The sequence below is a fragment of the Microcystis sp. M53602_WE12 genome, from assembly GCF_030065455.1.
Taxonomy (GTDB): domain Bacteria; phylum Cyanobacteriota; class Cyanobacteriia; order Cyanobacteriales; family Microcystaceae; genus Microcystis; species Microcystis aeruginosa.
In genome coordinates this window covers 1-4452 of the sequence record NZ_JASJFB010000839.1, presented here as the reverse complement: position 1 = coordinate 4452, position 4452 = coordinate 1, and the positions used below count along the sequence as shown (strand labels likewise).

Sequence of the window (4452 nt, the reverse complement as noted above, 5' to 3'; positions counted from 1 at the left end):
GTGACAATTTCTCCTCGCTCAATTGAGACTTGTTCGTTGATAATTTCAACGATTCCTATTTCATCGATAATTCCGGCTACTAATCCCAGATGGTCTAGATTTTTGACTTCAATTTCTGTTGATTGATTCATGGTCGAACAGCCCACTGCCTAAGTTTTCCAACAATTCCTATTTTTTCATAATTAGGGGTCTCAATATCCCCCTAACGGCCACCGAGAAAACCTTCACCAGATAAGTATTTTTACTCAAGTCTCTGGAGGGGGACAGCTTATGTGACAGTTGAGGGTGCGGAATGTGGGGTAAATATCAACTGTCTGTACCTTTACACATAAACTTTGTCTAAAGTTTAAGAAAAAGTTTGATATTGGTTAAAATTTAGTCCCCCTTTTTTCCCCTTTTTTAGGCTATGATGGCAAGTCTTATTCGATAAGCTGTTCGTAGTTTAAGGGTAAGCCTCTTGCCTGTTGCATGAGTGCCTCTCCTCTATAAGTAGCCTACACTCAACGGATTTAGTATTAATTTGGTAGGCTCTCTTGGAGTTATGGTGATCAGCAAATCTTCTCAAAGAAAGGTAGTAGGCTGTATGCCCCTACCAATTACACTACGCGCAGGTGGGGACGCAACCTGGTCAGTGAGTTTATCAAACTGTTTGCGTCCATAATGTAACATGATGAATATTTTTCACCCAATGTTCAAAAGAGCCATTTGATAAGACTACGTTTACCCTTCTGAGCATGAATTTTATCTACAATCACCCCTCGATCGAGCATTGCTTCAAACAACAATTAATTCATATTTTTCCAGAAAAAAAGCATAAATTAACTTTTTATCGTTGCCCAAAGACTGATAGTATTCTCTATCGTTCACCTCTGTTTTATCATTTTACGCCCGTTCAATGTCAAACCATATTTAACCATTTAATCGCCCTTTTTCCGCAAATTCAGCTTAAGGAAGGATGGCTAGAATTATTATTAGATCAGCAATTTTTGTCCTTTTGGTTACTAAAACTAAATGATTTAATTGATAAATTTTTCTCCGATCAGCTTCCTTTCCATCCCAGAGGAGAATTTTTCTTTTTATTTCAATACACCCACGCTCGCTATTCTAGTTTGTTACAACTGCTCAATCGGGAAAAAGTTAGATTAATCGAGCCAGAACTATTATCATGGCATCATCCCGCCGAAATAGCCTTAATCCTGCAAATTTTAACCGTTTGTGATTGTTGGGAAAGCCAGAAACTCTATCCCTTAACTGCGAATTTGTGCGAAGCGATGCTCAATTTTGAGCGTAAATGTCGCATTATCGGAGAATCGGCCCCAATTCAGCGATCGAGATTAATCCTGATTAGCGTCAGTCAAAAACTACTTAACCGTCTTCTCCGTCAAAAATGGCAACTGCTGCCGATGACGGAACTTTAACGAAGACAGGAGACAGGAGACAGGAGACAGGAGACAGGAGACGGGAGACGGGAGACAGCTATCAGGGATCAGATTTGAGTTTTTAGTTCACTGTTTACTGATCACAGCAAAAAGCGTTTGACAAAAGCTCACGCCGAATCTGACGGAGTAACTGCTGACGGCTTGGATGTGTAATTAATTTTGCTTAGGTACTTATAAAAATATTAACTTTTACGAATTTAGTGGACAAAACCATCAGCTTATGATAGATTTTAATTAGTGTGAGGAGCGAACCAGAATAGAGAGCCGAGACGAAACATGGACAGTCGCCGGCTCTCTTTCTGTTGTTCAGGAATTATCTTTTTCTTGGCGATATTTAATAAAAGTGGGCAAATCAACTCGAAAAGAGGAATATTTCGGGGAAGGAGAGATGATAGGTGCCGGCCAATCCCTATCTTTCTTATTTAAGGATTCTACTGGCTCAATTGTCTCTAATTCCGCTAAAAACTCATCCATGGGAGCCACTTCATCCCTTTCTTGATTCTCTGTCTGAGACCAAGGCTCGATCGCGGCTGCCTTGGCGACAATGGCTAAATCCGGGGGAGAATTGCGATCGCTACCGCGCTGGAAATACTGGGCCAAGGCCGCTTTATACTGGAGGGTGTAGCGTTGCTGACGTTGAAGACGGGTGCGTAATTCCTGTAATTGCTGGTCATAGTTGCACAGTTTTTGGCTTTTTTCCTGATAACTTTCCTGAATTAAGGCACATTCTCGCTCTAAACGGGCTAATTGTTGACGCGTGCGGGTCAATTCTGCGGTCAAATTGGCAATAATCATCGGTTGCCGTTGTTCTGCTTGACGATACTGTTCGATTTCTCCTAAAGCTCGCTGTAATTGTTGCTTTTCGTATTGCAGTTCCTCGTTTTGCTGCTGGATTAGGGTATCGCAACTTTGCAAGCGACGATGTTGCTCGGCTAACCGCGATCGCAGTTCTGCGAGAGCTTGCTCCCGTCGCCAGATCTCCGCTTGTAATTCTTGATTTTGTTGACGTAAATGAGAGGATAGAGCCGGCCAATCTGTCTCATCTGTTGATTGACTCTCATGCTCGACAATTTCAGCAGTAATGACAGTATCCGCATGGGTGAGATGATCGAGGTACAGGTCGGAATTATCGTTCATAAAAGCCAAAGGATGAGGAAACCTAGAAGTTTAGAGACGTTAAAAGCCTTCTATCGTTCCAAAAAAAAAATGGGAACCGCATTGTTAGAGACTGCCGCGCGGTTCCACTGCCGATCCTTGAGAGGAGAACACTACAAATAACTATAAGCTTATTAGGAATTTTTGTCAATACTTAATGAGAAAATTTTTCATTAAGTTGGGGAGAGAGGGGAATCGACTAATACCAAAGGTTCTTCGTTACTTGGTATGGTTCGATAGGGGGGCATAAATCGACTAAATCCTTATCTGGTAAGAGACTTAATTGATTAGTTCGCTCTAGATCAAAAACAATTGACAAAAATCGCTAAATGCCTTTCTATATAAGGGTTACATCCCTTATAACCCCCGTCTATTGCATAACACCAACCGAAGAGCCATACCAAATCCGTTTTTAACAGTATGATTAACTCCCAATCCAACTTTAAAAACCCGCTCCCCACACCCCACACCCTACACCCTACGAAAAACTTTTTGCCGCAAACCCTAGATATCTATTGACACAAGCGCCGGTCGAGCAGGTTAGCGGCTCGATGTGCTTCAATAATCCTATAGTTTTTATTTTCCTTGTCGTATCATGCCACGTCCCCCGAAGAAAACCCCTAGCACCCCTGAACCCCCCGAAGAGCCAATTAAAACCACTCCTCCTCTACAACCTCTACAAATTATTAAAAAGGGTTCTAGGGCTGCAGTACCCCCCAAACCCCCGGAAACCCCTCCAGAAATAATTGAGGAAAAACCAGCCGAGGAAACGGTAAAATCAGTCAGTAGTGAGATAAAATCTCCTCTCCGTCCCCGTTTCGATTCGGCTCCTCCATTCCGAAAACCGATTCCCAAAGCAGAAATTCCCGTCATCGAAAAAGCGACGGGAGCTAATGGCGAAGTATTTAATCTGACCGATTCTGTCCTGATTACCGAACCTTTTGGTACTCGTATTCCTGCTATTATCGATAGTTTTTATGCCGATGATCAAGGCGAAATCTGGGCGCGACTCAAACCAGTGGAAGTTAATCCCGATTGTCGCTGGGAACAGGCCTGCATTCGCTCTCAGGGTTTGGTAAAAGCCGAGTAAAACAGTTATCAGTTATCAGTTATCAGTTATCAGTTATCAGATTTGAGTTTTAAGTGTGCAGTATTAACAAGTAATTTATAGCGTTTCCTGTTCGCAAGAGGTACACTACCGATGTTGAAAAGCTTAATTAGCAAAGGTTTAAGTGTGCCACACAGGTGTGAGAACCGCAATAGATAATGTCTCTTGCATGATTAATTTTTGAGGGTTCAAAAACGTCAAAAATAAGGATTAAATGGCATAAAATCCGTAAATAGACTATTTAATTGATTATTATTCATTCTTAATTCTCCTGACTACTGACTTCTAATACTAACAACTTTTTGATTTTTACAAGAAGTCCAATGATTTGGTATTCTCAAAAGGTTTACTAGCTATGGTATGATTAAGGGCAGTTTGTTAGACTATGATATTTTTCATGATAATCTGTTTTGATCTGATATCATGTTGAGTAAAATTCACGCTCTAAATTTGGGTTTAAATCATGATAACTACACTAATCGAACGAGAAGCAGAACCAATTTTAATTAGTGACTTAACCTGGAGAGAATTTAAAGCTGTTGAACAGCTAATCGATCGCCCAGGGTTAAGGTTATCTTTTTTAGATGGAGTTTTGGAGATTAGAAAAATGGCAACATCTCAATAAATGCTGGTAAGGAAGCCGAAGTCAACCTAGAAAATGAACCCGCACTCGTGAGAAAGCATCGACTTAGGTTGCACTGAGGAAGAAAATCTGCTTTAACTAAGGATATGCTTCTTCCCATCGAGAGC

At 41.1% G+C, this 4452-nt stretch carries 4 protein-coding genes and 1 pseudogene; 3 read left to right on the top strand and 2 right to left on the bottom strand.

What is annotated here, in order from left to right:
* A partial coding sequence (locus PX482_RS25670) for a DUF4277 domain-containing protein (RefSeq protein WP_288123202.1) occupies positions 1-131 on the bottom strand: 131 nt, incomplete at its 3' end.
* 603 nt (positions 132-734) lie between these two features.
* Between PX482_RS25670 and PX482_RS25665 the strand changes: the two genes are divergently transcribed.
* Positions 735-1418: a DALR anticodon-binding domain-containing protein gene (locus PX482_RS25665; protein ID WP_002756804.1), complete on the top strand. Its 684-nt coding sequence runs from the start codon at positions 735-737 to the stop codon at positions 1416-1418.
* 327 nt (positions 1419-1745) lie between these two features.
* On the opposite strand, the gene PX482_RS25660 is transcribed toward PX482_RS25665, so the two are convergent.
* Positions 1746-2576: a hypothetical protein gene (locus tag PX482_RS25660; RefSeq protein WP_002756806.1), complete on the bottom strand. Its 831-nt coding sequence runs from the start codon at positions 2574-2576 to the stop codon at positions 1746-1748.
* A 613-nt stretch (positions 2577-3189) separates the two neighbouring features.
* On the opposite strand from PX482_RS25660, the gene PX482_RS25655 reads away from it, so the two are divergent.
* Both PX482_RS25655 and PX482_RS25650 read left to right on the top strand, forming a co-directional pair.
* Positions 3190-3684, top strand: a complete 495-nt coding sequence (locus PX482_RS25655) for a hypothetical protein (RefSeq protein WP_002738874.1) — start codon at positions 3190-3192, stop codon at positions 3682-3684.
* Between the two features lie 481 nt (positions 3685-4165).
* Positions 4166-4312 (top strand): annotated as a pseudogene (locus PX482_RS25650) (Uma2 family endonuclease); the annotation flags it as partial.
* Positions 4313-4452: the final 140 nt, after the last annotated feature.